This is a genomic window from Aestuariimicrobium sp. G57 (genome assembly GCF_050110855.1).
In the GTDB taxonomy this organism is placed as follows: domain Bacteria; phylum Actinomycetota; class Actinomycetes; order Propionibacteriales; family Propionibacteriaceae; genus Aestuariimicrobium.
Window position 1 is genome coordinate 824,460 of record NZ_JBNINW010000001.1, and the last position, 26,217, is coordinate 850,676.

Genomic DNA, 26,217 nt, shown 5'->3' on the forward strand with positions numbered 1-26,217 from the left:
CTCAGATCGTCCTTACCTCGGTCGCGGGCGACACCTCACGAAACACCTGCTCGGCGTTGATACGCGCAGCGTCGGACTCGAAGGCATCGTCGCGGAAGACGGCGCGCAGCGGGCCGCGCTCAGCGATCGCCCGCACGACCCCCGGAGTCACAGACTCCGCGAAGCAGGCGATCAGCGCGTCGTCGTCAACCGCGAACACCTCGCGGGCATCGACTTCGGCGCGTGTGATCGGCACCGACGGTTCGAGTCCCCAGTCGAGCAACACCTGAAACAGAAGGTCTTCCCCAGACCGGCCAGCCCGGATGCTCGCTTCCAGCGAGTCAAGTCCGAGTTGATCTGTGTCATCTGCGGCTCTCAGAACATCGGCCTTATTGCTGCCATCGATACGCAGCGCGCGGAAGCCGACGTCAAGGTTGTTGCCCAGGAGCCGCGCCTCTTCCTTCGCTTGCGTTCCGGCCCGACGCAGGCGCTCACGGGCGACGTCGGCGAGAGTCGCAAACCCGCGCTGGCCCCCAGCCGAGCCGGGGTCGAGAGTCTCGTCGAGTTGCACAAGGATGAAACGTCGATTGCCACGATCGGCAGCGTTGAGGTTCATGATGGCGTGCCCGGTCGAACCTGAACCCGCGAAGAAGTCGAGGATGATCGCGTTCTTGTCGTTGCCCGTTACGGCGTCGACCCAGGTTCCAAGGACCCGAACGTCCTTCGGGTAGTCGAACATTTTGCCGTCAAGTAGCCTCGTCAACGCGTCGCTCGCGGGAGCTCGTTCCTGTTGAATCACGGGGCGGATGGCCTGGCTATCCATGTCCTCCAGAAGTCGCTTGAACCGCGGCGTCGTCGTGTGATCCGCGCCAAAAATGATCCGATCCTGACTGATTCGCTCAGCCATCGCATCGCGAGACAACCGCCATCCATACTCATGCATGGGAACGGGCTGACCTGTGGTGGGGTGCAGGACTTCGTACCGCAGGTTCTCACGCGGATTCGGGCTAGCGAGATTGTCGCGGGTGAAGATTCGCCCGCGTGCGTCGATCTCGCTGTACGCCTTGAGACCCGCCTCGACATCAGGCTTGGACTTCCACCATGCACGGTAGAGCGAGGTTGCACGCGCGGCATCGTGCCTCGACTCCTCCCACGCCCGGCGCCCCGCCTCCATGACATCGTCGTAGCCACGTTTTGGACCTTTGAAGCGCGCGTCAAGTCCGATCAGTGCTGCCTTGCTCCGTGCGTAGATGAGCATGTAATCGAGGCCACCTGCCGTGAACCGCGCATCGTTCTTACCTGATCCTTGCCACACCACGTTGGCAAGGAAGTTGTCGGCTCCAAAGACCAGGTCGAGCATCGACCGCAGGTTCGCGTGCTCGTGGTCATCGATCGCCACGATCATGACGCCGTCATCGGTCAGAAGGTTCCTCGCCAGGCAAAGCCGCGGATACATCATGCTCAGCCAGTCGGAGTGGAACCGCCCGTTGGCTTCAGTATTGGCAACGAGGCGAACGCCCGTCTCAGACTTCTGTCCAGAGCGGGCGAGGTACCCCGCGCTCGACTCGGCGAAGTCATCGTCGTAGACGAAGTCGTTCCCTGTGTTGTAAGGCGGATCGATATAGATCAGCTTCACCTTGCCGAGATACGACTCCTGGAGCAGCTTGAGGGCGTCGAGATTGTCGCCTTCGATGAAGAGGTTTTTTGTGTTATCGAAGTCCACCGATTCCTCGCGAACCGGGCGGAGGGTCTTGGCAATTGGCGCGTTCGCCGTGAAGGCGGCCGCGCGCTTGCCTGGCCAATCTAGCCGGTACCGTTCCTGTGGCCCTTCCACGATGTGGTCGCTGAGTTCCTGACGGAGCAAGTCGAAGTCAATCGCGGTGATCACGTTGCCCTCCGGGTCGCGGGACTCGGTGATGACCTGCGGGAACAGGTCGGCAATCCGCGCGATGTTGCGGGCGGTGAGGTCGGGTGTGTGCAGGGTACGCTTCTCCATCACGCACCACCGACCATCGAGCGACGGTCATATGGTCTTGACCTCAGTGTGTGGCGAGCGTTCACTGAACACCTGCCCGACGTTGACGCGCTCCGCGTCGTCCGCGAAGTCTTCGTCGAGGAACACGACACGAAGTGGCTGACGCTCCGCGATGGCTGCGGCAGCCCGAGAGAGAGAGAGAGAGAGAGAGAGAGAGAGGAATCCCGCGCCTCACGCGGATGTGTGCACAGGATCAACGCACCCTCCTCAACGTCATGCACCTCAAAGCCATCGATAGTCTCCTTCCGAATCGGCATCGTGAGTTCCAGTCCCCAGTCGAGCAGGACCTGGAACAGCAGGTCTTCGCCCGTACGGTCGGGCTTCACGCTGCTGATCAGACCGTCAAGCTCGCCCTGGCCAAGCTCGTCCGAGCTCGCCCTCACGTCCACCATGTTTGTCGAGTCGATCTGAAGAGCACGGAAGCCGATGTCAAGCGACGGTGCCGCGAGACCGGCCTCAGCGACAGCCTTCTCCCCAGCGCGACTGATGCGGTCGCGACAGACATCCGCGATGGTGCTGTAGCGCCCGAGGGCGGGTGTGCCGCTGTCACCGAGCTGCTCAGGCAGCTGGACCAGGATGAACCGACGGGAACCGCCATCCGCAGCGTTGGCGCGCAAGATGGCGTCAGCGCTTGTGCCTGAGCCCGCGAAGAAGTCGAGCATGATGGAGTCCGGGTCGGACGCGATCTTGAGCAGGCGCTCCACCAAGCCAACCGGCTTCGGCGTGACGAACAGGTTCTCACCGGACGCTGCCTCCATCAGTTTGTGGAGTTCCTGCTTGGCGTTGCGAGTGCTTCCGACATCATGCCAGCTCCAGTAGGTCTGAGGGATAACGCCGTCTCGAACCTCGGAGAGAAAGCGTTTGATGCCCGGTCGTACAGACCCGTCGCCCCACCAGATGCGTCCATCTGCGTCCAATTCATCGAACTTTGCCTGACTTACGCGCCAGTAGCTTCCCGGCGGCGGACCGTCGATCACCCTTCCCGTTGGTGTCGTGATCGAAAATCGGCCGTCATCGTATCGATTTCGAGCTGCAAGATCGCCGAGCAGCCATGGTCCACGCGGGTCATTGTCGGGGTTCTTGTACCGAGCGATCATGTCCTCAGTCCGTGGGAGGAGATTCGGGCGCCAGACGTCCGCGTCCCTCGCATAGAGGACGAGGTACTCGTGGTCTTCGCTGAGGTGGCGTGCGGAGTTCTTCGGGCTGTCCATCTTATGCCAGACGACGACAGCGATGAAGTTCTGCCTCCCGAAGACTTCATCCATTACTCCGCGAAGCCTTGGCAGTTCGTGGTCGTCGATGGAAACGCTGATCAGCCCATCTTGGGTCAGCAATAAACGCGCAAGCTTGAGGCGGGGGTAGATCATCGATAGCCAGTCGGAGTGGAACCGACCGTTGGATTCTGCGTTGGCTGTGAGCCTTGCGCCGGAGTCGCCCATCTGACCGGATCGGATCAGGTACTCCTCGACAGACTCGGCGAAGTCATCGTTATAGACGAAGTCGTTCCCGGTGTTGTACGGCGGGTCGATGTAGATCAGCTTGACCTTGCCGAGGTAGGACTCCTGGAGCAGCTTGAGCGCGTCGAGGTTGTCGCCTTCGATGAAGAGGTTCCTCGTCGTGTCGAAGTCCACCGACTCCTCGCGAACGGGACGGAGGGTCTTAGCGATCGGCGCGTTCGCTGTGAAGGCTGCGGCACGCTTGCCGGGCCAGTCGAGCCGGTACCGTTCCTGCGGACCCTCGACGATGTGGTCGCTGAGTTCCTGACGCAGGAGGTCGAAGTCGACAGCTTGCACTGGGTTACCGTCGGCGTCGGAGCTCTCGGTGACGACGTTGGGGAACAGTTGGGCGATCTTGTCGATGTTGGCCTGCGTGAGGTCGGGTGATGTCATTCGTAGTCTCTCCACGGGTTACCTCTGCTGTTCCAGTTCGTGTTGCTTCGTCTTGAGTGTGCGGCGGAGTTCGACCTTGCGGTTGAGCTGTGGCTCGGTTCGGAGCTTGCGCTCCAGGGACGCGACCTCGCGTTCGAGCTTGCGCACCGTGGCCAGTCTGTCGGCGACGTCTGACATCGCCTCGCCCGGGCGCACTGTGATCGGGGTCAGCGGCTGCAGGAGCGCGGCGTAGAGCGCAGGCAAGGTGATCGCCGTCGGCAGGGCCTGCCGCGTGGTGTCCTCTGGCTGCCAACCGGTCGAGTAGTAGGCGCTGAGTTTCGGCGTTCCTGCCCCGAGTTGCTTGTGCGCCGCAGCAATCCGCACCCTGGACTGTTCGCGGTGACGCGCGATCTCGAAGATGATCGGGAACGGGATGGCCTTGTCGATGGCGCCCAGGACACCCTCGCTGACGTCATCGGTCTTGGCGTCGATCGTGAAGACCTGTATCTCGGGCACCGCCGACGTGCCAGGGAGGTTGATCGTGGCTTCGGCGAGTTTGTAGGCCCAGGTGATGCGTTGCACTTCGTTGATGAACTTCTCGCGCACTGCGGTACTGACGGTGCCGTGCTCGTAGAACTTCTCTTTGGGCACGCGTCTGCCGAACTTTGCTGCCTCTGGCCAGCGGTAGAGGATGTCAGTCATCGGCACCGCCCTCGGTGGGGTCTACGACAGCGATGAACGCGGTCAGCTCGAAGTCGTCGAGGCCGGCGATGGCTTGGGTGAGGGCGGTGGTGCTGCCGCCGGTGAAGAGGCTGTCGATGTCGCGTTCCTCGGTGACATCGATCATGGAGCGGATCGCATCGGTGAGCAGCGCCGAGTACTTGCCCATCTGCGCACCCTCGCCGGTCGCGGCATTGAACACACCGACGACTTCGGTGACCGGCTCTTCGTAGGGTCGGCAGCCGACGCGCAGCAGGTCGAGGAGGTGCTTGGCTTCGGTGTGATTCGCGATAACCTCGCCCTGGTCGTCGAGGTAGACGAGGTAGTGCGGGTGGAGGCGGTTGCCTCGGTTGATGTGTTCGCCTGCGGTGAGGTTTCGCAGAGCGAAGATGACGCCGGGTCGTAGTCCCTTGCTGGGGTCGGCGGGGATCACGGCGTGGAGGCCGCGCGGCGCGGTGTCGAGGTCGCCGTATTCCTTGATGTAGCCGAGCAGGTCCATGCGGAAGTCGTTGAGTCCGAGGTCGGTGATCGAGACTCCCGTTCGGACGTCTTCGAGCTCGATGACCTCGTCTTGGAGTTTGCGTAGTTGCTCCTTGCGAAACTTTGCGTCGGAGCCCTCCGGGCTTAGAACATTGTCGTTGGCGGTGCCAGCCACGTCCGCGATGACCATGCGGTTCTCGACGCGCTCCTTGAGGTTGATGTACTCGTCAAGAGAGATGTCGGGCCAGAAGTTCACGAGCTGGATGTGGCTGTTGGTGGAGCCGATGCGGTCGATGCGTCCGAAGCGCTGAATGATGCGCACCGGATTCCAGTGGATGTCGTAGTTGATGAGATAGTCGCAATCCTGCAAGTTCTGGCCCTCGCTGATCACGTCTGTGCCGATGAGGACGTCCAGTTCACGGGTCTCGTGCGGCATCGTCAGGTGCCGTTGCTTGGATCGCGGTGAGAACAGCGTCATGACCTCCTGGAAGTCGAGTCCCGTTCCCACAGTCGTCTTCGATCCGCGACTTCCCCCAGTGATCACGGCGGTGTCCAAGCCAGCAGCTGCCAGCGTGGGTGCCAGCTCTCGGTAGAGGTAGTTGGCAGTGTCGGCGAAGGCGGAAAACACCAGTACTTTGCGGTTGCCGTCGTTGAAAGGGCGCTCTGCCTTGTCCGTGATGAGCTGCTTGAGCTTACGCAGCTTCAGATCATGCAACGGAGTGACAAGTTCGATCTCGTCGAGGAGTTCTGTCAGAGTCTCGCGATCGTTCCACAAGTCTCGCTGCCAAGACTCGATGTCGAGGTCAGCGAGATCGACCTTGATCTTCTCGCCGAAGGACAGGGCCTCAATGTTCGCGTCGTCCTCGTCATCGAGATCGAAGTCGAGCCCCGCAAGCTCAGGACTCAGGTCGGAGAGGTGACCCGCATGGTTACTGATCCGTCCAAGCGTCTGAGTAACAGAGTGTTCGATCTTCGCCAGCGTGAGCCGGAAGGCCTCCACCGAACTCTCCAGCCGTTTGAGCAGGTTCACCGTCATGAGCTGCTTCAAGCCCTGCTCGCGTCCCGCCTGGCCCAGGTTGGAGCGAGCCGTGCCCCCAGCGACGTTGTATAGCTCCTCGTACTTCGCGCGTCTGCTCGGGAACACATAGGCGAGCGGTGTGTATACGGCAAGTGTGAGTACCTGAAGCTGGTCGAAGATGTCATTGAAGTCGGCCACGCTCGTAAGGTCCGTGAGTGGCTCTCGGATCGACAAGGGTGGACGTCGCTCAGGGAAGGGACCGATGTCTGTGGTGTCGTAGAACATTTGGATGTGCCTGCGGGAGCGGGCGATGGTGACGGCGTCGAGCAACTCGAAGAAGTCGAAGTCGAGCATCTGAAGGATACGGTCCGTCGTGCGGTGCTCGGCGTCGAGCTTGGACCACTCGTTGAACACGCGCTGCGCGTCGGAGAAGACCTTCTCGACCGTCGTGGACAGACTCAAGTGCTGGGCAAGGTTCTCTGATTCGCCCTCGTATGCGAGTTGGAGTTGGTTCTTGAGATCGTTGAACCGGTTGTTCACCGGGGTGGCCGAGAGCATCAGGACCTTGGTTTTCACCCCTTCGCGGATGACCTGGCGCATGAGGCGCTGGTAGCGCGACTCCTTCTCCTGGGCGTAGTCGGCGTTACGAAAGTTGTGGGATTCATCGATGACGACGAGGTCGTAGTTGCCCCAGTTGATCCGATCCAGCCGCAGCCCGAGCGAATCACCCTTGGTGCGAGAGAGGTCCGTGTGGGCGAGTACGTCGTAGTTGAAACGGTCAGAGGCGAAGATGTTCGTTGTGAGGTTGGCGTTGTAGTTCGTCCAGTTCTCAGCGAGCTTCTTCGGACAGAGTACAAGGACCGACTTGTTTCGTAGTTCGTAGTACTTGATGACGGCGAGGGCGGTGAACGTCTTACCGAGGCCGACAGAGTCAGCGAGGATGCACCCGTTGTAGGTCTCCAACTTGTTGATGATGCCCGTAGCCGCGTCACGCTGGAAATTGTAGAGGCTCTGCCAGACCTTCGTCTCTTGGTAGCCAGTGCGGTCGTTCGGCAGCACGTCTTCGTTGATGTCGTCGAGAAATTCAGCGAAGAGGTTGTAAAGGATCAGGAAGTAGATGCGTGCCGGGGAGTTCTCGGTGTATACGCTGGCGATGTGGTCGTGGACGGCCTGGGTGACATCGCTGACCTGCTCAGGGTTGCTCCAAATCTGGTCAAACAGCTGCATGTACTGCTCGGTCATCGGAGCTTCGTCGAGCCGGTTCACGAAACTCGATACGGCGTTACCGCGTTCGTAGCCGAGATCGGCGGTGGTGAACCCTTGGAGCTGCGTATACGCGGTTCTGTCATCGATCACTGCGAACTGCTGCATCGGCTTGCCAGTGGCGTTCGATCGGAACGTGACCTTGCGGCGAACCCAGTCGGCGCACTCCCGTGCAATGGCCCGCTGGGTGAGTTTGTTGCGTAGCCTGATCTCGAACTCAGTCCCTGCCAGGCTTGACTCGGCCTGGCCCGCTGGGATGAAAAACTCGCGACGCTCCTTGCGGAGCTTGTCCGTCACCTTCTCCGTCACGAACGAGGGCGATGTGAAAATGAACTCCAACTCCGAGACCTTCTCGAGCTCTTTCCGAAGAGCCTCGAACGCGAAGATGGAGAAGGTCGATGCCGCGATCCGCACCTTCGCGCCCGGGTTGATCTCGGCTTTGAGATCGTCGCCCAGCAGATCGGAGACGTTGTTGATGATCCTCACTCGACTACCCGGCATCCTCGTCGCGCGTCGCGGCAGAGGCACTCACCACGTCGCACCCTGCCGTCGAGCTCGCTGTCCTGGAACCTCCAAGTGCCCCCAGGTGGGCGACCGTGTCGACTGCGCACAGCCACAGCTGAGCCACGTTGGGCCTCCTCCACGTCCCGGCTCCGAGCAGGCAAATACTCGGAATACGCGGGACAATACCGGCAGTTGCCCCTCTCGAGCTGCGTTTCTCTGGACGTGGTCGAGCAAGTGGTTGTTGGGGACCCTGCCAGCTCCCACAACCGAGGCACCCCAGAGTCAGAGGGTCACTGCAAACCTGAGAGGAGAGCTTAAGGGCGTTCAGTTATAGATCGTCGCGCCCTTGCGAATGGATGGCGCTCATACCCTGGGTGGAGCTAAGGGGACTCGAACCCCTAACCCCCTGCTTGCAAAGCAGGTGCGCTACCAATTGCGCCATAGCCCCGCACCGCCCGCGAACCCGGGCAGCGACGCACCATCATAGGCACCCGACCGGCGCCCACGCAACGCGAGCACCCACCTCCCACAGACACCCAGTCCCCCACTCCCCCACCCCGCTAGCCTGTAGCCCATGAGTCGTCTCTCCTCGTTCACCTCGCCCGTGCTCACCCTCGTCACCGCCGCGTCAAAGTCGACCGGCATCGTGGTGGTGGGCCTCGCCACCTCCGGCAGCGACGAGCCCACCCTGCTGGGTGTGCCCGCCGCCATCGCCAAGGCCGTCCCCAAGCGGTTTGGCGCCGACGTGCTCGAGCTCGCCGAAGACCTGGGTGCCACCAGCGAACTCGGCAAGGTGACCGTGCTGCCCAGCATCGACAAGGTGCGCCTGGTCGTCGTGGGCCTCGGCGAGGTCGACGTCACCCCCGGCCAGGTGCGCCATGCCGCCGCCACCGCACTGCGGACGATCCAGGGCACCGAAGCCCTCGACGGTCCCGTGGCGATCAGCTTCGAACTGGCCGACCCCGAGCTCATCCAGGCCGCCGCCGAGGGGGCCGTGCTCGGCGCCTACACCGTCGAGACCCAGGCCACCGAGGCCCGCAAGGCGCTTCCCGAGATCGAGCTGGTCAGTGACAACAAGACCGCCGACGCCAAGGCCGCCATCGAGCGCGCCACCGTCATCACCGAGGCCGTCGGCACCGCCCGCGACTGGGTGAACCTGCCGCCCAACCAGCTCTACCCCGCCAGTTTCGCCGACGAGGCCACCGCCTGGCTCAAGGACACCAAGATCAGCATCGAGGTGCTCGACGAGAAGGCGCTGGCCAAGGCCGGCTATGGCGGCGTCCTGGCCGTCGGCGGCGGTTCGACCCGCCAGCCGCGGCTGTTCCGCGCCGAATACGCCCCCAAGGGAGCCACCCAGACCCTCGCGCTGGTCGGCAAGGGCATCACCTTCGACTCGGGCGGCCTCGACATCAAGCCCGCCGCCGGCATGTATGACATGAAGTGCGACATGGCCGGTGCCGCCGCCGTCATCACCACCATCGGCGCCATCGCCCGCCTGGGCCTCAACGTCCGCGTCATCGCCTACGGCGCCCTGGCCGAGAACATGCCCTCGGGCGGCGCCTACCGCCCCAGCGACGTGCTGCACATGTACGGCGGCCTGACCGTCGAGAACGCCAACACCGACGCCGAGGGCCGCTTGGTGATGGCCGACGCCCTCGCCCGCGCCACCCAGGACAATGCCGACCTCATCGTCGACATCGCCACCCTCACCGGGGCGTGCGTCGTCGCACTGGGCAAGCGCATCGCCGGGCTCATGGCGTCCGACGACATCTCGGCAGACGCGATTCTCGACGCGGCCGAGGTCGCCGGCGAGCCGCTGTGGCACCTGCCGATCCCCGACCACATCGACCAGGGCCTCAAGAGCAGCATCGCCGACGTGAAGTCGAGCGGCGACCGCAACGGCGGTGCCCTCGCGGCGGCAGCGTTCCTGCGCCGCTTCACCAACGGATCCGACTGGGCCCACATCGACATCGCCGGCCCCGCCTGGGGCGTCGACGCCCCCTATGCCGAGGTGCCCGTCGGCGGCACCGGCTTCGGCGTGCGCACCCTGATCGCGCTGGCCCGGACGATGAGCAACTGAACGAGATGAACTGACATGACCCCCGCCTCACGCCACGACCTGGTCATTCTCGGTGCCGGCAGCGGCGGCTATGCCGCCGCCCTGCGCGCCAGCCAGCTCGGACTCGACGTCGCCATCGTCGAGGCCGGCAAGCTTGGCGGCACCTGCCTGCACCGCGGCTGCATTCCCACCAAGGCGTGGCTGCACGCCGCCGAGGTGGCCGACCACGCCCGCGACGGCGACGTGATGGGCCTCAAGACCCGCTACGACGGCGTGCAGGGCGAGGTGCTGGTCGACTGGGCCGACGGCGTGATCAACCGGCTGCACAAGGGCCTGACGGGGCTGGTCACCACCAGCCCCGGCATCACCCAGGTCGAGGGCTGGGGCACCCTGGTCAGTGACCGCGAGGGCCTGGGCGTGCGGGTGGGCGACGACATCATCCGTGGACGAAATGTGCTGGTGGCCACCGGTGCTCGTCCAAAAACCCTCGGCCTGACCATCGACGGCCAGCGCATCATCACCAGTGACCACGCCCTCAAACTCGCCGAACTGCCCCGCACGGCACTGGTCATCGGCGGCGGGGTCATCGGCGTCGAAATCGCCTCGGCATGGCGCTCACTCGGCGTCGACGTCACCATCGTCGAGGCCCTCGACCGGCTCGTGCCCGCCGAAGAACCCGACATCAGCAAGGCGCTGCTGCGCGCGTTCACCAAGCGCGGCATCGCCACCCAGTTCGGGGTCAAGGTCGCCGGCGCCACCTCGACCGCGACCGACGCCACGCTCATCCTGGACGACGGCAAGACGCTGACGGCCGACATCCTGCTCGTCGCCGTCGGACGCGAACCCGCCACCCACAACCTCGGCCTCACCGAGGCCGGGGTCAGCGTCGACCGTGGCCTGGTGCGGGTCAACGACCGGCTGATGACCTCGGTGCGCGGCGTGTTCGCCGTCGGTGACGTCGTCGCCGGGCCGCAGCTGGCCCACCGCGGGTTCGCGCAGGGCATGTTCGTGGCCGAGGTCGTGGCCCACCAGCTGGGCCGCCACGCCGACAACCCCGTGCTGCCCGAGGACTCGACGCTGCCGCGGGTCACCTATTGCAACCCCGAGATCACCTCGGTCGGGCTCACCGTCGCCGCGGCCCAGCGGCTGGGCGAGGTGAAGTCACTCGACTACCCGCTGGGCGGCAACGGCCGCAGCATCATCAAGGGCACCACCGGCTTCGTCCGGGTCGTGCGGCTGGTCGACGGACCGATCGTCGGCGTGCACGCCATCGGCCAGGGCGTCAGCGAACTCGCGGGCGAGGCACAGCTGGCCGTCGGCTGGGAGGCCCTGCCCGAGGACGTCGCCGAGTTCGTGCACGGGCACCCGACCCAGGGTGAGGCGTTCGGTGAGGCGTGCATGGCGCTGGCCGGACGACCCCTGCACGTGCACGCCTGACCCCGGCGGGGCCCGTCAACAACTCAGCTGCGCACCGGCCCCGTCGACTCCCGCACCACCAGCTGCACCGGGAACGTCTGGGCCCGCGGCTCGGCTGTCTGCGGCGCCAGCGCCAACCGCAGCGCCGCTTCGCCCATCTCTTCGAGCGGCAGGTGCACCGTGGTCAGCGACGGCACCAGGTCACGGCCAACCCAGATGTCGTTCCAGCCGGCCACCGACAGGTCGGTCGGCACCCGCAGCCCCTGCTCGCGGCAATAGGCCATCGCCCCGATCGCCATCTGGTCGGCGGTGCCGACGATGGCCGTCAGGTCGGGATCAACGTCGAGCAGGTGCCTCGTCCCCTCATAACCACCCTCGCGGGTCTGGCCGACCTCAAGCACCCGGGGTTCGACGCCCAGCCCCTCTGTGAGGCCGCGCACGCGGTCGCTGGTCGAGCTGACCACCGAACTGCCCGACACCACGCCCACGCGGGTGTGGCCGAGCGCGCGCAGGTGTTCACCCAGCATGCGCCCGCCGTCGAGGTTGTCGGCCTGCACGCACAGCACCCGCTGTTCGGGGTCGATCTCGTGGCGTCCGATCAGCACGGTGGTGCCCGAAAAGCTCCTGATCCGCGCTGCCAGGCCCTCGCGGTAGGCGGGGTCATCCAGCCCCGAACCGGCGACGATCATCACGCTCGCGCCATGTGACTGCAACAGCCTGAAGCTGTCCAGCTCACGACGGGGGTCGCGCCCCGTGCTGACGATGGTGACCAGCTGCGACTGCTCTTTCGCGATGCGGTGCACGCCGTTGATCATCGCATCGAAGTACGGGTCGCCCACCTCGCCGACCAGCATGCCCACGGTGCGGCTGCTGCCCACGATCAGGGCGCGCGCCTGCGCGTTGGGCACATAGTCCAGTTCCTCCGCGACCGCCATCACGCGCTCACGGAGTTCTTCGCTGACCGGGTAGGGGCTGCCCGACAGCACCCGTGAAGCGGTCGCCAGCGAGACACCGGCACGCTGGGCCACTTCTTTGAGGTTGCCTGCCATGCCCGAAGCCTAGTGCGCGCGCACCCGATTCCACCGGTCGACAAGCGCATTCGTGACCGTGATGACATCGAGGCATTCGGCATGGCCGACCAGGTCGTCCCCGGCGAAGAAGCCGACCACCCGCTCGGTGATCGGCCCGAAGTACCCCTCACCCACCGGCAACTCGCGCTCGTGGCGGGTGCCGTCGCGGCCGACCCACCACAACCGGTAGGGCTGCTTCTCGGCGCTGATCCGGGCACGCACGACCACGCCGTCGGCGCGCGTTGCGCTGACCGTGGCCGAGTCGGTGTCTGCGTCGACGACCAACCCGGACGAGGCCAGTGCCCACCATGGCCCGAGCAGGTCGACGGGGTGCACGCCGTGGTACCAGGCCCCGGCCCACTGCTCGTCGGGCAGGGCGATGCCCGACGCGCCCACCTCGGCCAGCTCCCCCGCGGCCATGGCCTCGTCCACCTCAGAGCGCCAGCCGAGCGCCCCCGGCAACCAGCGCAACGCCGACGCCGAGCTCACCACCGTGCCCGATCGCTCAGCGGTGGTGATCACTTCCCAGGCCTGGTGCGGGTCGGCCGTGAGCGGCTTGTCCACGAACACGCGCAGCCCCGCCTGCAGCAGCGGGCCGGCGATCGCCAGATGCTCGTGCGGGTCGCGGGTGAACACCGCCACCCCGTCGAACTGCGCCGCCCGCGCCTGCGCATCGGCGCTTGTCAGCACGTCAACGCTCACGTCAGGCAGCGCCTCGATGGCCTGCATGAAGGCCTGCAGGTGACCCCCCGGTTGACCGACCGCAGCGATGTGCGTCATGACCACTCCTCACGTTCTAGATAACAAAATGGTGACAGCACCTGTTCAACCACCATGATGAGGCCATACGCTCACAGTAAACGTTTTCGACCGTCCCCACAGCCCTGAGGCGGAGCACCCGGGTCGAAGCGAAGTGAACCAAGGAGGGTTTGCATGAAGATCAAGCGACTGGCTGCCATCGGTGTGGCCATGGCCCTGCTTGCCACGGGATGCGGCAGCGACGCCGGCGATTCCAGTGGCAAGAAGGAGGTCACGGTGTGGATGTACCCCGTGATCGCGGATGCCACCAAGAGCCAGGAGTTCTGGTCGCAGGCCGAGAAGGACTTCGAGGCGGCCAACTCGACCATCGACCTGAAGATCGAACTCCAGCCCTGGGATGGCCGTGACGAGAAGATCGCCACCGCCATCAGCGCGGGCAAGGGCCCGAACCTGGTGGTGCTCGGCCCCGACCAGATCCCCCAGTACCAGAAGACCGGTGGCCTGAAGGAGCTCGACGGCCTGGACGACAAGTCCAAGTTCCTCGAGAACGCCGTCAACGCCGCCACGATCGACGGCAAGACCTATGCCGCGCCGATCTACCACACCATCACGACCACCGCGTACAACAAGAAGGTCTTCACCGACGCCGGCATCACCAAGCTGCCGACCACGTGGGACGAGATCAAGGACGCGGCGCCGAAGCTGGCCGCCAATGGCGTCGCCGTCATGGACTACTCGGGTTCGCCCGAGGTCACCCTGAACCTCAGCTACTACCCGCTGCTGTGGCAGGCCGGTGGCAAGATCTTCAACGATGACGGCAAGACCGTCGCGTTCAACGGCGCCGAGGGCAAGGCGGCGCTGCAGTTCCTGGTCGACCTGCAGAAGGTCAAGGGCATCCCGGCCGACGCCGCCACCAAGGGCAACAAGGTCGAGGGCGGTGGCCTGTCCACCGGCAAGACGGCCATGGGCTACACCCTCGGCATGGCCGATGTCGCGTTGATGACAAAGGCACTCGGCGAGGGCAATGTCGAGGTCGGCGCCCCGCTCACCGGTGCCAAGCAGGTCACGTTCGGCCTGCCCGGCCTGCTGACCCGCACCACCATCGGCGACGACGATGCCAGCGCCAACACCGTGGCCAAGTGGATGAGCTCGGCCGACTTCCAGGCCAAGCTGTCCGCCGCCTCGGGCTTCTTCCCCGCCCGCACCGACGCCAAGGTCGATGAGAGCAACCCGAACACCGCCAAGTTCCAGGAAGCGCTCAAGACGGCCCGTGCCGGCGAGGTCAACCCCAAGGCCCGCCAGGTGATGGCAGCGCTGGCACCGCACATCCAGGCAGCCCTGCAGGGTTCGAAGACCGTCGACCAGGCCCTCGGTGACGCCGAGAAGGAGGCCAACGACATCCTCGCGAGCTGACCTGCACCAGCACGCAAGACTGTGCGGGGTTGGCCCACCCCGGCCAACCCCGCACCTGCCTGTCCACCACCACCCGAGGGAACCATGCCCACCACCGCACCCGCCGCGACACCTGTTGGCGTCGACACCGCAGCCGAGGTGATCGCCGGCCCACGCGCGTCCCGCAAGCGCCAACGGCGCCACGACGCCTGGGCAGGCCTGCTGTTCGTACTGCCGATGCTCGTGCTGTTCATCATCTTTCGTTACATCCCGAGCCTGGGTGCCGTCGGCCTGAGCTTCACCGACTACAAGCTCAGCGGCGAGTACGAACTGGTCGGGCTTGACAACTACCAGCGCTTCTTCACCAACCCGGTCGCGCTCAATGCGCTCAAGACCACCCTGATCTATGCCGTGATCTATGTGCCCATGATGGTCGTGATCGCCCTGGTGACCGCGCTGGTGCTGCAGCGCATCGTCTGGGGCTCCGGCTTCTTCCGTGGTGCGCTGTTCCTGCCCTATGTCACCTCGTTCGTGCTCGCCGGCATCATCTGGCTGTGGCTGCTCAACGTCGACGGCCCCATCAACCTGCTGGTGACCAAGCTCGGCTTCGAGGCGATCCCGTTCCTGACCGGTGACCGGTGGCTGATCCTCACCAGCCTCGCGTCGGTCTCGGTGTGGCGCGGCTTCGGCTATTCCATGTTGATCCTGCTGGCCGGCCTCAAGACCATCCCCGCCGAGTTGTACGAGTCAGCCAGCATCGACGGCGCCTCGAGCTGGAACAAGTTCTGGCGCATCACGCTGCCGCTGCTGCGCCCCTCGCTGTTCTTCGTGCTCGTCATCGAGACGATCGGCGCCTTCCAGGTGTTCGACACCGCCTATGTGATGACCGGAGGTGGCCCGGCGCGGGCCAGCTACACGCTGATCTACCACCTCTACGAGAGCGGCTTCCGGTTCTTCAACTTCGGTTACGCCGCCGCCGTGGGTGTCGTGCTGTTCCTCATCGTGTTCGTGATCTCGATGGTGCAACGCGTGCTGGTCGACCGGGCGGAGGCCTGAGATGCGCCACCGCCGACTGACCTGGGCCCACCTGCTGGCCACCCTGTTCGCCCTGGGCACCGTGCTGCCGTTCGTGGCCGTGCTGGTGCTGGCGCTCAGCCCCGCGGGCGAACCGACGCTGCCGCACACGTGGCCCGAACGACTCACCCTCGACAACATCCAGGCCACGCTGCAGGCCAGCAACTTCTTGAAGTGGACGTGGAACTCCTTCCTCTACGCCGCCGTCTCGGTCGTGGTCATCCTGTTGACGGCAGCCATGGCCGGCTATGCCTTCGCCAAGAAGCGCTTCCCCGGCCGCGAGGCCATCTTCTGGTCATTCCTGGCCACGCTGATGGTGCCCACCCAGGCCACCCTGATCCCGATGTTCCTGCTGGTCAGCCAGCTCGACGGGGTCGACACCTACTGGGGCCTGATCGTGCCCACGCTGGCCAACAGCCAGGCCGTGTTCCTGATGCGCCAGTTCATCCGCGACCTGCCCGATGAACTGTTCGACGCGGCCAAGGTCGACGGCGCCGGTGAATGGCGCACGTTCGCCCAGATCGTGCTGCCGCTGACCCGGCCCATCCTGGCCACGCTCGGCATCTTCGTGTTCCTGTGGCACTGGAACGACTTCCTCTGGCCCCTGGTCATGGCCCAGACCGACGGCATGCGCACACTCACGGTCGGTCTGTCGACGCTGAACACCGAGTCTGTGCCGCATGCGCAGCTGATGGCCGGGGCCCTGATCACCGTGATCCCCTGCCTGGTCATCTTCTTCGCGCTGCAGCGCCACATCGTCGCCTCGATCGCGTCGACGGGCATCAAGGGCTGACATGCACGACGACCTCCAGATCCACGACCTGCACCGGGTGCTGGGCCCCGTGCCCCACGACGAGTCCCCCACCCCGGACGCCGCGTCGTTGCGCGCCGACCTGGCCTCGCTGGGCGTGGCCAGTTGCAGCGCGGTCGCCTCGGGCCAGTTGTACGGCGACCCATCGGCGTCGTGGCCGGACGACCTGGGGTCGGACGAGCCCGCTGACGGCCCGATCTCGATGGTGCCCGTCATCATTCCCGCGGCTGCCGGTGGTGGCTGGCCCGCGGGCCCCGATGAGCTGGTCGGGCTCGGCGCCAGGCTCGTCCGCGCCTGCCCCGTGCGGCACCGCTGGGACCTGACCTCGGCGATGGCCGGCGACTGGTGGGGCGCACTGACGGCTGGCGGCATCGCGGTCAGCCTCGACGTCACCGAGGTCGGCTTCGGGGCGGTCGCGGCGCTGGCGGGGGCATTCCCCGACCTGACGGTGGTCGCCCTGAACCCCGGCTACCGCGAACTGCGCCGCACCGCCGCCCTGCTCGCGGAGCGCGGCAATGTGGTCGTCGAGACCGGCACGCTCAACACCGCCGGGGCCGTCGAATGGCTCGCCGGCGCGGCGGGTGCCGACCGGCTCGTGTTCGGCACCGGCGGGCCGCTGGCCGACGATGCCGGGGCCACGTGGCTGCTGCGCCACCTCGACCTGCCCCGCGCCGATGTCGAACGCATCGCCGCGGGCACGGCCCGCGACCTGCTGGGGGTGGCCGCATGAGGCTCATCGACGCCCACGCCCACATCGGCACCTGGGCCGACTTCTTCGTGCCCCAACCCGGCGCCGACTGGTTCGTGCGCACCATGGACCACCTGGGTGTCGAAGCCGCCGGCATCTCGCACATGTTCGGCGTGGGCCACGATGCCGTCACCGGCAACCAGTTGACGCTCGAGGCCGTGGCCGCCCACCCGGGGCGCCTGTACGCCTGGCTGGTGGCCTCGCCGCACGACCACGACGCCGTGGCCCGGTTGGCCGACCAGCTCGACCAGCCCGGGGTGTGGGGCATCAAGATCCACCCCGACACCCACGAGGTCACCCTGGACGACCCGCGCTACGAGCCCGTACTGCAACTGGCCGCCGACCACGGCGCGCCGGTGCTGACCCACACCCAGACCCAGTCACCCTGGAGCGACCCGGCGGTGGCCGCGACGGTGGCGCGGCGCACCTCGGCGCAACTGCTCATGGGCCATGGCGGGCTGTCGCTGAACGGGCTGTTGGCCGCGGCCCGGCTGGCCGCCGAGGTCGACAACCTGTGGTTCGAGACCGCCAGCTCACGACTCACCCGCCACTGGCTGCGCCGCGTGGTCGCCGAGGCGGGCGCCGACAAGGTGCTGTTCGGCACCGACGCGCTGTTCCTCGACCCGCGCACCGGCGTGGGCCGCTTCATCGCCGCTGACCTCACCGATGCCGAACGCGCCGCGGTCGGTGCCGGCAACCTCGTCCGCATTCTCGGGGCGCGCCTGCCCACGCCCACGCCACAGGAGGCATCATGACCACCCCGCTCGCCATCGACGGCGGCACCCCGCTGCATGACGGCACCTGGCCCGCGTGGCCGCCGCCGGCCACCGACGCCCAGCGCGACCTGCTCAACCAGGTGCTCGACTCGGGCCGCTGGGGTGCCAATGTCGGCGACCTGGCCACCACCTTCGCCGGCCGCTTCGCCGAGCGGCACGGCTGTGTGACCGGTGTCGGCACCGTCAACGGCACCATCGGGCTGACGGCCGCACTCGCCGCGATGGGCGTGGGCCCGGGCGACGAGGTCGTCGTGCCCGCCTATACCTTCGTCGCCTCGGCCACCGCCGTCGCCATGCTCGGCGCCGTGCCGGTGATCGCCGACGTCGACCCGGTGCACGGCCACCTGACGGCCGCCACCCTCGAACCTGCGCTGGGCGAGCGCACCCGAGCGGTCATGGTCGTGCACCTGGCCGGGTCGCCCTGCGACATGGACGAGATCACCGCGCTCACCGCACCCCTCGGCCTGCCCGTGCTCGAGGACGCCGCCCAGGCCCACGGAGCGACGTACCGTGGCCGGCCCGTCGGCTCATTGGGTGCCGCGGCATCGTTCTCGTTCCAGTCGTCCAAGGCCATGACCGCCGGCGAGGGCGGGCTGCTGACCACGACCGATGCCGCGTTGGGCGAGGTGCTGTGGTCTGTCTGCAACGTCGGGCGCAGCCGCACCGGCGCCTGGTACGGCCACGAACGCATCGGCTGGAACCTGCGGATGACCGAGTTCCAGGCCGCGATCCTGCTGCCCTGGCTCGACCGGCTGGATGACGAGATCGCCACCCGCACCAGTTTCGTCGACGCGCTCGCCGCGGGGTTGGCCACTCGCTCGGCCCCCGCACGGATCGTCCCGCACCCCGAGGGCACCACCCGCGACACGCTGCACCTGGCGATGGTCGACATCGCCCCGGCCGAGCAGGTGCTGGGCGAACGCGGCATCGACAAGCAGTTCGTGCTCGATGCGCTGGCGGCCGAGGGCATCGCGGCCGATGCCGGCTACCCGGGTCTCGACCAGATTCCGGCGGTGGCCGAGGTCTCGCGCTGCCTGCCCACCCCCGGCGCGGCCCATTTCAGTGCCGGCACCATCTGGCTGCGCCAACCCCAACTCATGGCCGACCCGGCACTCGCCGACGTCGTCGCCGAGGCCCTCACCCGAATCCTCACCGATCCCCGATCCAGGAGAACTCAATGACAGACCTGCTGGCAGGCATGCCACACACCGAAGCCGACCTGGACGACCAGTTGTCGCGGCCCTCGGCTGCGGTCGCCGGAGCACTGGCGAGCACCACGGGCGACATCGTGGTGCTCGGCGCCGGCGGCAAGGTCGGGCCCACGCTGGTGCGCATGCTGCTGCGGGCACTCGAGGGCAGTGACCGCACGGTGTTCGCCGTGTCCCGCTGGTCGGACGCCGCGGCCCGCGACCTGGTCGCCTCGTGGGGCGCGGTGCCGGTCGCCGCCGACCTGGCCGACCCCGGCGTCTATGCCGACCTGCCCGACGCGGGTGCGGTCTACTACCTGGCCGGCAACAAGTTCGGCACCTCGGGCAATGAGCACCTGACCTGGTGGATGAACGCGGTCGTGCCCGGCTTCGCCGCCAGCCGCTACCGCGGGGTGCCGACCGTGGTCTACAGCTCGGGCAATGTCTACCCGTTCGTGGCCCCCCACAAGGGCGGCTGCACCGAGGACGATGCCGTGGGCCCCCTCGGCGCCTATGCCCAGAGCTGCCTGGCCCGTGAACAGGCCTTCGTCCACGCGGCGCACCTGTGGGGCACGCCGGTGTCGATCTATCGCCTCAACTACGCCGTCGAGCTGCGCTACGGCGTGCTGGCCGACATCGCCACCAAGATCGCGGCCGGGCAGCCGGTCGACGTGACCATGGGCGCGGTCAACGTGGTCTGGCAGCGCGACTCGACCGAATGGAGCATCCGTTCCATCGCCCACGCCGCCACCCCGCCGTTCATCCTCAACGGCACCGGGCCCGAGACCGCCTCGACCCGCGCGCTGGCCCACGAACTGGCCGGGCTGATGGGCAGCGACGTCGAGATCGTCGGGGACGAGGCACCCGAGGCGCTGCTCAACAACGCCAGCCGGGTGCACGCCATGTTCGGCTACCCCGAAATCAGCCTGAAGACCGCCACGGCCTGGGTCGCCGAATGGGTCCGCGGGGGCGGGCGCCAGCTGGGCAAGGCCACCAAGTTCCAGTCCCGAGATGGAAGGTTCTGACCGATGACCACCACCCTGCCCGCACCGACCCTGACCGGCACCGACCTGCGCGGTGCCATGCCGGCGGTGCCCCTGTTGTTGGACGAGTCCCGCGCCATCGACTGGCGGGCCCAGCGTGCGGTCATCCGCTACTACCTGGCCGCGGGCGTCGACGGGTTGGCCGTCGGCGTGCACACCACCCAGTTCGAGCTGCACGACGACCGGGCCGCACTGGGTGACCTGTGGCAGCTGGTGGCCGACGAGGTCGCCGCCAGCGGCCGGCGCGTGCTGCTGGTGGCCGGCATCACCGGTGACAACGGGGTGGCCGTCGCCGAGACCGAACTGGCGCGTGACAAGGGCTTCGAAGCGGTGCTGATGTGCGCCCGGGGCATGGCCAGCGTGGTGCCCGAGGCGCTGCTCGACCGGGCCCGGGCCGTCGGTGACGTGCTGCCGTCCGTGGGTTTCTACCTGCAGGAATCGGTCGGCGGGCGGCACCTGCCCGCCGCCTTCTGGCGCGAGCTGGTCGAGATCGAGACCGTCATCGGGGTCAAGACCGCGCCGTTCGACCGCTACCGCACCCGCGACGTGGCCGAGGCGATCCTGGATTCGGACCGCTGGGACGAGGTCGCACTGCTGACCGGCAACGACGATGCGATCATCGTCGACCTGGTCTCGCCGCACCGCCGGGTGGTCAACGGCCAGCAGCGCGTGCTGCGGTTCAGCGGTGGCCTGCTCGGCCAGTACGCGGTGGGCGCCAGGGCAGCGACGGCGCTGACGCACCAGGCGTTGGAGCTGACCGAGGGCGGGCTCGGCGGTGACGTGCCCGTCGACCTGCTGGCCACCGGGCAGGACCTCGTCGAGGTCAATGGCGCCGTCTTCGACGTGGCCAACGACTTCGCCGGCTGCGTGCCCGGCGTCAACGAGGTGCTGCGCCAGCAGGGCCTGGCCACCACGGCGCTGTGCCTCAACCCTGCCGAGGTGCTGTCACCGGGACAGGTCGACCTGATCAGCCGTGCGCGTGAACGTTTCGGCGACCTGCTCGACGAGCAGTTCATCGCCGAGAACAGGGACGCCTGGTTCAGCTGAGGCCCAGCAATTCCCGGGCGTTGCCGCCGAGCACGGCGGCACGCTCGGGCTCGCTGAGGTCGGCCGCGGCGATAGCCCCCAGTGTCACCGAGGGGTCGATCAGCGTGGCGTCCGAGCCGAAGACCAACCGGTCGGCGCCCACCTGGTCGACCACCCAGCGGATGCGACCAGCCTCGGGCTGTGACCAGCACGGTTCGAACCAGATGCGGTCGCTGCGGCGCGCCGCCTCGGGGATCAACCGCCACGCGTCGGCGCCCATGTGCCCCGCGATGACCCGCGACCCCGGCACGTCATTGGCCAGGTCGGCCAGGTCGACGACATCGGGGCCCCAGGTGTGCTGCAGCACCGGCAGCCCGTGGTCGGTGGCCAGTTCGACGGCCCGGCGCATCGCGGCCGACCTGATCGGGGTGCCGGTGTAGTGCGTGTGGATCTTGACCCCCACCCACCGCGGTGCCGTGAGCCGGGCCAGGTCTGCCCGGGCCTGGGCCAGGTCGCGCGGGTCGATGACCACATAGCCGAACAGCCGGGGATCGTCGGTCTGCGCGAATTCGCGCTCGAGGGCAGCGTTTCCGCTGGCCGGGTCGTAGTTGATGGCCTCGATGGCGCTGACGACCTGGATGTCGATGCCGAACCGGTCGAGCAGTTCGGTGTTGGTGGCCATGGGGCCGGTCTCCATCGAGAAGAACCATGGGCCCCAGTGGGCGTGCGCGTCGATGATCATGCGTGGTCCTGTTCCGTGGGTTCGGCGAGCAGCCGGCGCAGGTTGTGCTGTGCCACGGCGGCGCGGTCGTCGTCCGACAGTCGTGAGGTGCGCAGGCGTTCGACCGCCGCCAGACCTTCGTGAACTCCCTGACGCGAGCCGAAGACGAGCCGCGACATGCCCAGCTCGTCGCGCACGATCTCGAGGCTGTCGGGGCCGTTCAACAACCGTGTCGAGGCGTGGAACCCGGGCTCGTCAGCGGCGAGCGCGAGGAAGTCACCGAGGTGGTAGAAGCTCAGGTCGAGGAACACGACGGTCGCGCCGCGGCCCTCGAACGCCGGTCCCCAGGTGCGCACGTCGCCCTCGCAGAAGATGGTGAAACCCCTCGCCAGGGCGGCATTCACCATGGCTCGGAACCCGGGGTGGGTGGGCGCGCAGTCCTGCCGCTGCGGGGCGAGCCGGACGAGGCTGGCGTCGGGCGCCTCGTCGAGCAGGCGGCGGGCTGTCAGCCAGTCGCGCGTCTCGAGGGTGATGGCCGGCCGCAGCCCCATGCTGGTGGCTGCCGTGGCGACCTCGGCATTGCCGCTCGCCGCGTCGAGGTGGATGGCACGCAGGCTGGCGAGCACTCCCCCGGTGATGTGCTGGGCCTGTTGCCAGCGGACCAGGTCGTCGGTGGTGACGCGGTTGGTGGTGCGCGGGTCACGGCCGAGCAGCAGGTCGGCGTCCCAGAGTTCGTGCATCATGCCTGCCCTTCGAGGTCGCGGGCGATGGCGCCGATGGCCCCGGCGACGGCGTCGAGGTCGTCGTCCGTGTGGTGTTCGTGCAGCCAGAAGACGATCAGCCGCGACAGGGCGTCGCGGGTGTGCGGCACCGGCGCGTGGATGTCGGCGGTGGCGACGAGGCATTCGAAGATCGGGGCGCCGATGTAGCCGGGGGTGACCGGCACGCCCGCCGCGAGCAGGCGGCGCCCGAACTCGTCGCGAAGGGCCGCTGGCACGAAGAACGGGTAGCACCAGTACGACGCCTCGGCGGCCGGTGGCGGCGACCAGGTCGTGATGCCGGGCATGGTCGACAGTGCGGCGTCGAGGCGGGCTGCGGCCTGGCGGCGGCGGGCGACGACGGCGGGAAGGCCCGGCAGGCCGGCGACCGCGACGGCCGACTGCAGTTCGGTGATGCGGTAGTTCAACCCCAGCACCGGGTAGGAGCGGGCGCCGGTGGCGCTGCGGTCCCAGCCCTTGTCACGGAACAGTCGCATGCGTGCGGCGAGTGCGTCATCGTTGGTCAGGCACAGCCCACCGTCGCCGCTGGTCAGGTGCTTGGACTGCTGCAAGCTGAACATGCCGATGTCGCCGAACGTGCCCACATGGAACTCGCCGAGTTGGGTGGCGTGGGCCTGGGCACAGTCCTCGACCAGCTTCAGGCCATGGAGGTCGGCCAGCGCCCGGATGGCGCGGACGTCCGAGACGCCGCCGAACAGGTGGACGACCATGATGGCGCCGGTGCGCGGGGTGATGACGGCCTCGATGGCCTCGGGCGTCATGGCGAGGTGGTCGTCCACGTCGCAGAAGACGGGGACGAGGCCCTGGACCAGCAGAGGTGTGACCGACCCCGCGTCGGTGATGGGCGGCAGCACCACCTCGGTGCCGGGCGGCAGGTCGAGTGCGGCGATGGCCGTGTGGATCGCGGCGGTGCCCGACGAGGTGGCGATGCCGTGGCGGGCGCCGTGCAGTGCGGCGAAGCCGGTCTCGAGCTCGGCGGTGAATCGTCCATTGATTGAGGACAGCGAGCCGGTGGCGAGGGCGGCGGCGCAGTTGTCGAGGGCCTCGGGTGCGAACGGGCGGCGCGGGGTGAGGTGCAGCGGGGTGGTCTGGGGCGGTGTGGTCTGGGGTGGTGTGGGGTGATGCGGTGCTGGCATGGCTGGGCTCTCCTGGCAGGATCGCGGCGGGCAACGGTGACCTCATCCCACGGTAAACCTTTTCCGCTCCGGTCGCCAGCAGACACGATCGCCAGCAGACACGGTCACCAGCAGATCCTGGTGGCCAGCAGACACGGTCACCGGCTTGACGCTGGCCGCACGCCGCACCCGTTCCGCGCATGCCGCTCCCCCTGAGGCGCACCACGCTCCTTTCCGGTCCACGCCGCTCCCCTTGGACCGGGCCGCAACGGGAGCGGCACGGACCGAAAGGGAGCGGCGTGCACGTGAAGGGGAGCGGCGTGCCGGGCTCGGGCAGGCGAGCAGGCACGGTGATCCCGGAGGCACTGGCACAGCGCACAGACGACACCTTCACCAATGGGGCATGCCCTGTTGTCAGCAGCACTTCTCTGGTAGGGCTAGGCTGACCTGTGACACCTCAGCAAAGGAGCCTGCACCGATCATGTCGACCGAAGTCACCCTGCCTGCACTTGGCGAAAGCGTCACCGAAGGTACTGTGTCCCGCTGGCTGAAGGCTGTTGGTGACACCATCGAGGCCGACGAGGCACTGCTCGAAGTCTCGACCGACAAGGTCGACACCGAGATCCCGTCGCCCGTCGCCGGCACCCTGCTCGAGATCCGCGTCCAGGAGGACGAGACCGCTGACGTCGGCGCCGTCCTTGCCGTGATCGGCGACCCGAACGAGGCTGGCGGCGCTGCCGCGGCCCCTGCCGCACCGGCACCCGAGGCTGCGCCCGCCCCTGAGGCACCCGCCGCACCGGCCGCGCCCGCCCCCGTTGCCGAGGCGCCGACTGCACCCGCCGCACCCGCGCCCGCCGCCGGTGCTGCCACCGGCACCGAGGTCACCCTGCCCGCGCTCGGCGAGAGCGTCACCGAGGGCACCATCTCGCGCTGGCTCAAGTCGGTCGGCGAGACCGTCGAGGCGGACGAGGCACTGCTCGAGGTCTCGACCGACAAGGTCGACACCGAGATTCCTTCGCCCGTCGCCGGCACCGTGCTTGAGATCCGGGTGCAGGAGGACGAGACCGCCGACGTCGGCGCCGTGCTCGCCATCATCGGCGATGCCAGCGCTGCCCCTGCTGCTCCCGCTCCCGCTGCGCCCGCGACCCCGGCCCCGGCCCCAGCCCCCGCTGCGCCCGCTCCGGCCCCCGCCGCCCCGGCCCCGGCCCCCGCCGCGCCTGCTCCGGCCCCCACTGCCCCCGCCGCCCCGGCCCCTGTCGCCGAAGAGGCCCAGACCCCTGCCGCGCGCCGCGCGTCCGAGGGTGACGGCACCTATGTGACCCCGCTGGTGCGCAAGCTGGCCGCTGAGCACGGCATCGACCTGGCCGAGGTCAAGGGCACCGGCGTCGGTGGCCGCGTGCGCAAGCAGGACGTGCTGGCCGCCGCCGAGGCGAAGAAGGCCCCAGCACCCGCTGCCCCGGCCGCTGCCGCCGCTCCGGCTGCCGCTGCGCCGGCTGCGCCGTCCCCGGAGGCTGCCGCGAAGCGCGGCACCACCGAGAAGATCAGCCGCATGCGCAAGACCATCGCCACCCGCATGGTCGAGTCGCTGCAGGTCTCGGCGCAGCTGACCGCGACCGTCGAGGTCGACCTGACCGCGATCTCGCGCCTGCGCGCCCAGCACAAGGATGAGTTCAAGGCCCGCAACGGCGCCTCGCTGAGCTACCTGCCGTTCATCACCCTGGCCGCGGTCGAGGCGCTGAAGCAGTTCCCGAAGCTGAACGCCAGCATCGACACTGATGCGGGCACCATCACCTACGCGGACTCCGAGGACATCGGCATCGCCGTCGACACCGAGCGTGGCCTGATGGTGCCGGTGATCAAGGGCGCCGGCGACCTGAACCTGACCGGCATCGCCAAGAAGATCGGCGACCTGGCCGCCCGCACCCGTGCGAGCAAGGTCACCCCGGACGAGCTGACGGGCGGCACCTTCACCATCACCAACTACGGGTCGGCGGGCACCCTGTTCGACACCCCGATCATCAACCAGCCGCAGGTCGGCATCCTGGGCACCGGCGCGCTGGTGAAGCGCCCCGTCGTGGTGCAGGACCAGTTCGGCGACGAGACCATCGCGATCCGCGACATGATGTACCTCTCGCTGAGCTACGACCACCGCCTGGTCGATGGCGCTGATGCCGCCCGCTTCCTGTCGGCCGTCAAGGCCCGCCTCGAGGCCGGCGACTTCGGCAGCGAGCTCTGAGACAAGGCCCTGCGGGGCAAGCATGGAGGCCCGGTCCTGTGGGACCGGGCCTCTTGTGTTGCCCCCACATCCACGTAGCTGGTGTTGGGTGGGGGCGTGTGGGTTCGCTGGACACAAGCCACCGCGGAACAAAAGAGA

Annotated in this window: 20 protein-coding genes and 1 tRNA gene; 11 read left to right on the forward strand and 10 right to left on the reverse strand. The window is 67.5% G+C overall.

Annotated elements, in window-relative coordinates:
- Position 1: 1 nt before the first annotated feature.
- The 5 genes from ACQCX5_RS03805 to ACQCX5_RS03825 form a co-directional block, all read right to left on the reverse strand.
- A complete protein-coding gene (locus ACQCX5_RS03805; RefSeq protein WP_434540640.1) occupies positions 2–1,975 on the reverse strand; it encodes a site-specific DNA-methyltransferase in 1,974 nt (657 codons plus the stop codon).
- Positions 1,975–3,903: a site-specific DNA-methyltransferase gene (locus ACQCX5_RS03810; RefSeq protein WP_434540641.1), complete on the reverse strand. Its 1,929-nt coding sequence runs from the start codon at positions 3,901–3,903 to the stop codon at positions 1,975–1,977. Before ACQCX5_RS03810 ends, ACQCX5_RS03805 begins: the two co-directional genes overlap by 1 nt.
- An 18-nt stretch (positions 3,904–3,921) precedes the next feature.
- Entirely contained in the window at positions 3,922–4,584 is a 663-nt protein-coding gene (locus ACQCX5_RS03815) for a DUF4391 domain-containing protein (RefSeq protein ID WP_434540642.1), read from the reverse strand.
- Entirely contained in the window at positions 4,577–7,849 is a 3,273-nt protein-coding gene (locus ACQCX5_RS03820; RefSeq protein WP_434540643.1) for a helicase-related protein, read from the reverse strand. Before ACQCX5_RS03820 ends, ACQCX5_RS03815 begins: the two co-directional genes overlap by 8 nt.
- Before the next feature lie 393 nt (positions 7,850–8,242).
- Positions 8,243–8,315, reverse strand: a tRNA-Ala gene (locus ACQCX5_RS03825).
- Positions 8,316–8,441: 126 nt separating this feature from the next.
- Here ACQCX5_RS03825 and ACQCX5_RS03830 point away from each other — a divergent pair.
- Positions 8,442–9,947, forward strand: a complete 1,506-nt coding sequence (locus tag ACQCX5_RS03830; RefSeq protein ID WP_434540644.1) for a leucyl aminopeptidase — start codon at positions 8,442–8,444, stop codon at positions 9,945–9,947.
- A 15-nt stretch (positions 9,948–9,962) separates the two neighbouring features.
- Positions 9,963–11,363: a dihydrolipoyl dehydrogenase gene (locus tag ACQCX5_RS03835; protein ID WP_434540645.1), complete on the forward strand. Its 1,401-nt coding sequence runs from the start codon at positions 9,963–9,965 to the stop codon at positions 11,361–11,363.
- 23 nt (positions 11,364–11,386) lie between these two features.
- On the opposite strand, the gene ACQCX5_RS03840 is transcribed toward ACQCX5_RS03835, so the two are convergent.
- Together ACQCX5_RS03840 and ACQCX5_RS03845 are read right to left on the reverse strand one after the other, a co-directional pair.
- Positions 11,387–12,391: a LacI family DNA-binding transcriptional regulator gene (locus tag ACQCX5_RS03840; protein ID WP_434540646.1), complete on the reverse strand. Its 1,005-nt coding sequence runs from the start codon at positions 12,389–12,391 to the stop codon at positions 11,387–11,389.
- A gap of 9 nt (positions 12,392–12,400) precedes the next feature.
- Positions 12,401–13,192: a Gfo/Idh/MocA family oxidoreductase gene (locus ACQCX5_RS03845; RefSeq protein WP_434540647.1), complete on the reverse strand. Its 792-nt coding sequence runs from the start codon at positions 13,190–13,192 to the stop codon at positions 12,401–12,403.
- A gap of 153 nt (positions 13,193–13,345) precedes the next feature.
- Between ACQCX5_RS03845 and ACQCX5_RS03850 the strand changes: the two genes are divergently transcribed.
- The 8 genes from ACQCX5_RS03850 (at position 13,346) to ACQCX5_RS03885 (ending at position 21,249) form a co-directional block, all read left to right on the forward strand.
- The gene (locus ACQCX5_RS03850; protein ID WP_434540648.1) at positions 13,346–14,584 is read left to right on the forward strand and encodes an extracellular solute-binding protein; all 1,239 of its coding nucleotides are present in this window, start codon (positions 13,346–13,348) and stop codon (positions 14,582–14,584) included.
- A gap of 84 nt (positions 14,585–14,668) precedes the next feature.
- The gene (locus ACQCX5_RS03855) at positions 14,669–15,619 is read left to right on the forward strand and encodes a carbohydrate ABC transporter permease (RefSeq protein ID WP_434540649.1); all 951 of its coding nucleotides are present in this window, start codon (positions 14,669–14,671) and stop codon (positions 15,617–15,619) included.
- 1 nt (position 15,620) lies between these two features.
- On the forward strand, positions 15,621–16,430 hold the full coding sequence (locus tag ACQCX5_RS03860; protein ID WP_434540650.1) for a carbohydrate ABC transporter permease: 810 nt from the start codon (positions 15,621–15,623) through the stop codon (positions 16,428–16,430).
- 1 nt (position 16,431) lies between these two features.
- Positions 16,432–17,178, forward strand: coding sequence for an amidohydrolase family protein (locus ACQCX5_RS03865; protein ID WP_434540651.1), 747 nt, complete (start codon positions 16,432–16,434; stop codon positions 17,176–17,178).
- Positions 17,175–17,951: an amidohydrolase family protein gene (locus ACQCX5_RS03870; protein ID WP_434540652.1), complete on the forward strand. Its 777-nt coding sequence runs from the start codon at positions 17,175–17,177 to the stop codon at positions 17,949–17,951. Before ACQCX5_RS03865 ends, ACQCX5_RS03870 begins: the two co-directional genes overlap by 4 nt.
- Positions 17,948–19,153, forward strand: a complete 1,206-nt coding sequence (locus ACQCX5_RS03875) for a DegT/DnrJ/EryC1/StrS family aminotransferase (protein WP_434540653.1) — start codon at positions 17,948–17,950, stop codon at positions 19,151–19,153. The genes ACQCX5_RS03870 and ACQCX5_RS03875 overlap by 4 nt, the downstream gene beginning before the upstream one ends.
- Entirely contained in the window at positions 19,150–20,184 is a 1,035-nt protein-coding gene (locus ACQCX5_RS03880; RefSeq protein ID WP_434540654.1) for an NAD-dependent epimerase/dehydratase family protein, read from the forward strand. The genes ACQCX5_RS03875 and ACQCX5_RS03880 overlap by 4 nt, the downstream gene beginning before the upstream one ends.
- A 3-nt stretch (positions 20,185–20,187) precedes the next feature.
- The gene (locus ACQCX5_RS03885; RefSeq protein ID WP_434540655.1) at positions 20,188–21,249 is read left to right on the forward strand and encodes a dihydrodipicolinate synthase family protein; all 1,062 of its coding nucleotides are present in this window, start codon (positions 20,188–20,190) and stop codon (positions 21,247–21,249) included.
- Here the strand turns inward: ACQCX5_RS03885 and ACQCX5_RS03890 are convergent.
- The 3 genes from ACQCX5_RS03890 to ACQCX5_RS03900 are packed head-to-tail and all read right to left on the reverse strand — an operon-like array spanning position 21,242 to position 23,864.
- Positions 21,242–21,970, reverse strand: coding sequence for an amidohydrolase family protein (locus tag ACQCX5_RS03890; protein ID WP_434540656.1), 729 nt, complete (start codon positions 21,968–21,970; stop codon positions 21,242–21,244). The two genes, ACQCX5_RS03885 and ACQCX5_RS03890, sit on opposite strands and share 8 nt — an antisense overlap.
- The gene (locus ACQCX5_RS03895) at positions 21,967–22,692 is read right to left on the reverse strand and encodes a hypothetical protein (protein WP_434540657.1); all 726 of its coding nucleotides are present in this window, start codon (positions 22,690–22,692) and stop codon (positions 21,967–21,969) included. The genes ACQCX5_RS03890 and ACQCX5_RS03895 overlap by 4 nt, the downstream gene beginning before the upstream one ends.
- Positions 22,689–23,864: a DegT/DnrJ/EryC1/StrS family aminotransferase gene (locus tag ACQCX5_RS03900; protein ID WP_434540658.1), complete on the reverse strand. Its 1,176-nt coding sequence runs from the start codon at positions 23,862–23,864 to the stop codon at positions 22,689–22,691. Before ACQCX5_RS03900 ends, ACQCX5_RS03895 begins: the two co-directional genes overlap by 4 nt.
- Before the next feature lie 460 nt (positions 23,865–24,324).
- Here ACQCX5_RS03900 and sucB point away from each other — a divergent pair, with 460 nt between their 5' ends.
- Positions 24,325–26,079: a 2-oxoglutarate dehydrogenase, E2 component, dihydrolipoamide succinyltransferase gene (sucB, locus tag ACQCX5_RS03905; RefSeq protein WP_434540659.1), complete on the forward strand. Its 1,755-nt coding sequence runs from the start codon at positions 24,325–24,327 to the stop codon at positions 26,077–26,079.
- The last annotated feature ends 138 nt before the right edge of the window (positions 26,080–26,217 follow it).

Bases quoted from the DNA above. Each gene is read 5' to 3' on its own strand.
- ACQCX5_RS03855 (WP_434540649.1), top strand. From the start codon at position 14,669: ATGCCCACCACCGCACCCGCCGCGACACCTGTTGGCGTCGACACCGCA.
- ACQCX5_RS03815 (WP_434540642.1), bottom strand. From the start codon at position 4,584: ATGACTGACATCCTCTACCGCTGGCCAGAGGCAGCAAAGTTCGGCAGA.
- ACQCX5_RS03850 (WP_434540648.1), top strand. From the start codon at position 13,346: ATGAAGATCAAGCGACTGGCTGCCATCGGTGTGGCCATGGCCCTGCTT.
- ACQCX5_RS03840 (WP_434540646.1), bottom strand. From the start codon at position 12,391: ATGGCAGGCAACCTCAAAGAAGTGGCCCAGCGTGCCGGTGTCTCGCTG.
- ACQCX5_RS03895 (WP_434540657.1), bottom strand. From the start codon at position 22,692: ATGATGCACGAACTCTGGGACGCCGACCTGCTGCTCGGCCGTGACCCG.
- ACQCX5_RS03865 (WP_434540651.1), top strand. From the start codon at position 16,432: ATGCACGACGACCTCCAGATCCACGACCTGCACCGGGTGCTGGGCCCC.
- ACQCX5_RS03835 (WP_434540645.1), top strand. From the start codon at position 9,963: ATGACCCCCGCCTCACGCCACGACCTGGTCATTCTCGGTGCCGGCAGC.
- ACQCX5_RS03870 (WP_434540652.1), top strand. From the start codon at position 17,175: ATGAGGCTCATCGACGCCCACGCCCACATCGGCACCTGGGCCGACTTC.
- ACQCX5_RS03875 (WP_434540653.1), top strand. From the start codon at position 17,948: ATGACCACCCCGCTCGCCATCGACGGCGGCACCCCGCTGCATGACGGC.
- ACQCX5_RS03880 (WP_434540654.1), top strand. From the start codon at position 19,150: ATGACAGACCTGCTGGCAGGCATGCCACACACCGAAGCCGACCTGGAC.
- sucB (WP_434540659.1), top strand. From the start codon at position 24,325: ATGTCGACCGAAGTCACCCTGCCTGCACTTGGCGAAAGCGTCACCGAA.
- ACQCX5_RS03900 (WP_434540658.1), bottom strand. From the start codon at position 23,864: ATGCCAGCACCGCATCACCCCACACCACCCCAGACCACACCGCCCCAG.
- ACQCX5_RS03805 (WP_434540640.1), bottom strand. From the start codon at position 1,975: ATGGAGAAGCGTACCCTGCACACACCCGACCTCACCGCCCGCAACATC.
- ACQCX5_RS03845 (WP_434540647.1), bottom strand. From the start codon at position 13,192: ATGACGCACATCGCTGCGGTCGGTCAACCGGGGGGTCACCTGCAGGCC.
- ACQCX5_RS03885 (WP_434540655.1), top strand. From the start codon at position 20,188: ATGACCACCACCCTGCCCGCACCGACCCTGACCGGCACCGACCTGCGC.
- ACQCX5_RS03810 (WP_434540641.1), bottom strand. From the start codon at position 3,903: ATGACATCACCCGACCTCACGCAGGCCAACATCGACAAGATCGCCCAA.
- ACQCX5_RS03860 (WP_434540650.1), top strand. From the start codon at position 15,621: ATGCGCCACCGCCGACTGACCTGGGCCCACCTGCTGGCCACCCTGTTC.
- ACQCX5_RS03830 (WP_434540644.1), top strand. From the start codon at position 8,442: ATGAGTCGTCTCTCCTCGTTCACCTCGCCCGTGCTCACCCTCGTCACC.
- ACQCX5_RS03890 (WP_434540656.1), bottom strand. From the start codon at position 21,970: ATGATCATCGACGCGCACGCCCACTGGGGCCCATGGTTCTTCTCGATG.